The sequence below is a fragment of the uncultured Methanobrevibacter sp. genome, assembly GCF_900314695.1.
GTDB lineage: Archaea > Methanobacteriota > Methanobacteria > Methanobacteriales > Methanobacteriaceae > Methanocatella.
The window spans coordinates 1-2,978 of sequence record NZ_OMWD01000060.1 but is presented as its reverse complement, the minus strand read 5'-3'; the positions used below and the strand labels follow the sequence as shown (position 1 = coordinate 2,978).

The following is a 2,978-nucleotide window of genomic DNA, read 5'->3' as shown; positions in this document are numbered from 1 at the left end:
AAATAAAAATAATTAAAAAATAATATATACATGAATTTTGTAATTCAAAAGAATTACAAAAGAAATTAAAAAGAAAAGATATAAGAAAAGTATCCGGTTTTATATCAATTTTTTTTATAAATTATTTTTTTATTTCAAAAATTTTTTGTATATTTGTAAATGTAAAACAGAACTTTCTCAAATTAAAAACTATTTATATCATGAAACATCAACAGAATAATAACCAACCACCTCCAATGCCATGTTGCAGCGTAACTTATCAACTATGGCTTAACAAACAAAAAACATCAAAAAAGTAATGGTTTATTTTGAACATGATGACGGTAAGAGAACACCGTTAAAGTACATAAGAATTGGTTCAACAACTTATAAATTTTTTTATGAACCAACAGGAGTTATACTAAAACGAGAACGAGATGAGTAAGTTAAGAACACCGGAACAATTGAAACAACTATTCCAACAAACAAAGGAAAAAAAAGAAAAGGAACTCCAACTGAAAAGGGATGAAAAAAAGAGGCAATACCAACAGTTATGCAAACAAGCTGACCAACTCTTAAAAGAAGCCCAAGAAAGGTCTAAAAAAGAGAAGGTGGAACAACTATCCACCCTAACGAAGAAAACGCCTCAGAAGCCTTTAAAACGCTTCTACATCAATCTGTTTAACAACAGGCCCAAAACATATCAATTGGAAAAAATGGGATGAGGTGGTTGAGCAGGGAAGACAGAAGATAAGAGATATGGGAATTGAACTAAAACCATCAAGAGATTATGTAAATTATGCGTCACCAAACAGAAAAATCAGTATAATGGCCTATGACCTATGTGATAATCCAATTGGAACTTATAAATCAATTCCGGAAGCATCAATTGCCTTAAACATCAAAATTGGAACGGTTATAAATACAGTTTATAACAGACCTGACCACATTTGTCTTAAGCATCAAGTTAAGTTAATCAGGAAAAAAATATAACCCTGTAGGCGGCGGGAAAATAACCTTCACTTGGTTACTCCAAGAATCATCTGACATGTAAGAAAGGGATTACCCTAAACAAGTAATCCCTTAAACCAAATCTTCGTCATGAGTTAGTTCTGAAATGTACTGATACAAAGTATTAACTGATTTTCCAATCATCTGAGCAAGCGCAATAAAGTTACAATTGGGCTTTTGCACCTCTCCCATAACAAACGTATGCCGGTAAGCATAATAATTGCAAGATTCTATATCAATTAACGGAATGTTATCTCCTTCAACATTCCTTTTTATTATTTCATCATTACATAACTTTAGCCAATAATTAAGATTCGGCCTTTGATTAATATATGTGTTGCTAATCCTTTTATAAGCACATGTTCCAATAAATCCATCCATTGTTGGAAATAAATAATTACCTGTATGAAACATTAAAAACGTCTCAACACAAATCTTACTTAATATGTCCTCCCTGTCTATCCTTATCTTGAATTTCATTCCCGTTTTTTCCCTCGCACCATCAATTTTATAATAATCCTTGTCACCAATCCTTATTATGCTTACATCACTCTTTTTCAAATAAGACATATCGATAGGAGCAAGCCCCTTAAAAACTATACCACCAATAAATAAAAATAAACCATATAGACGAGAATTCCTATCCATCAAATCTTCAATCACACCATCCTTATAATGCCATAGACCATTCTTATTAAAAGTAACACATGCATTAACAAATATCTCTTTCAAAACCATTAAACTCTTTTGATGAACATAGTATTCCCTTTTTGATTCTTGATATATCCTGTTATAACGCCATTTTGAAAAAGGATAAGAACTTATTATACCATCATCAATAGCATAATGACATATAGCAGCAATTTTAGATAAGTAACCCCTTATTGTACAATCCTTCTTCCCTTCATTTTCTAAATATTTGGCATAACGACGGCAAAATGATTCGTTAATCTCATTGATTAATATATCCCTGCCCGTCATTTCCTTTATTGATTTATATACAACCCACCAATGCTCAATTGTCCTCGGTTTAATACCCTTTTCACTAATATATTTCTCAATAAGATATTTTAAATCACCACTTTCATTATTCTTTTCATAATCATTTGAAAGTATCATAGCAGGAGAATATGTTTCGCCTGAAGCGACAAACGCATCCCTCTTTCTTATCGCTTCATCCTTCATCTTCTTCAATTCGTAATTCACCATTACAAAATTAGGATAACCCTTCTTCACACATTGATTAACCTTATCCCAATACTTGGCACTACAAGAATATCCGGTACTCTTCTCTTTCATACCCTTCCAATTAACTCTTAGCATTATTGGAAATGTTCCATCAGCAAGCGTTTTGTTTGTACGCAATACTAATTTAATAACTGCAATAGATGTCCTCATATTAAATTTTTTAATTCAAAAAATAGGCACATTAATAGTGCCATTATAAACACTATTGCAAAGATATATCCAATTTTTAAAATAAACAAATATATTTCGTTAAATATATATAAATACCTGATTTACACTTTATTATATCAAATACATTTGTATATTATATATTAGTAAGGCCTTCCACAACGGAGATACTGAAATCGTTCTGAAATGCCTTTAAATAAAGGGTTTAATGAAAAACATTCCAATTTATAGTGCCATTAAAAATTTTTTTTCTCAGAAAAAGTATGCGATGCTAAACTAATTGATTTCAATGAAAAAACAGGTATATTCCATGATTTGGAAAGGTTTGATAAACAACATATGGATTTCACCGGTTATACAATAAACAAACTTGGAGAAAAAACCAAATGGAATATTGAACTGAAAAATAGAAATGTTATATTGCAAGAAGATGGCACAATATCAGGTTGTACGGCAAAAGGAAGAGGGTATACAGGAGAAACACTATATATTGAAGACCATAAGATAACTGATTTGTTATTGGATAGAATAATTGGATATGAAGCGGTATATATCAATTTCACTGTCAATGG

General features: G+C 30.9%; 4 protein-coding genes. 3 read left to right on the top strand and 1 reads right to left on the bottom strand.

Going from position 1 to position 2,978, the window contains the following annotated elements:
- The first annotated feature begins 416 nt into the window (after positions 1 to 416).
- Both QZN45_RS11030 and QZN45_RS11025 read left to right on the top strand, forming a co-directional pair.
- Positions 417 to 704, top strand: coding sequence for a hypothetical protein (locus QZN45_RS11030; RefSeq protein ID WP_296812966.1), 288 nt, complete (start codon positions 417 to 419; stop codon positions 702 to 704).
- Between the two features lies 1 nt (position 705).
- Positions 706 to 972, top strand: a complete 267-nt coding sequence (locus QZN45_RS11025; protein ID WP_296812964.1) for an NUMOD1 domain-containing DNA-binding protein — start codon at positions 706 to 708, stop codon at positions 970 to 972.
- Between the two features lie 90 nt (positions 973 to 1,062).
- On the opposite strand, the gene QZN45_RS11020 is transcribed toward QZN45_RS11025, so the two are convergent.
- Complete coding sequence (locus QZN45_RS11020; RefSeq protein WP_296812962.1) at positions 1,063 to 2,388, bottom strand: phage integrase SAM-like domain and Arm DNA-binding domain-containing protein; 1,326 nt, start codon at positions 2,386 to 2,388, stop codon at positions 1,063 to 1,065.
- 333 nt (positions 2,389 to 2,721) lie between these two features.
- Here QZN45_RS11020 and QZN45_RS11015 point away from each other — a divergent pair.
- Positions 2,722 to 2,978 (top strand): hypothetical protein (locus QZN45_RS11015; protein ID WP_296812960.1); only part of this gene is annotated, 257 nt, incomplete at its 3' end.

Excerpts from the sequence above, each read along its gene's own strand:
- QZN45_RS11020 (WP_296812962.1), bottom strand. The coding sequence starts at position 2,388 with ATGAGGACATCTATTGCAGTTATTAAATTAGTATTGCGTACAAACAAA.
- QZN45_RS11030 (WP_296812966.1), top strand. The coding sequence starts at position 417 with ATGAGTAAGTTAAGAACACCGGAACAATTGAAACAACTATTCCAACAA.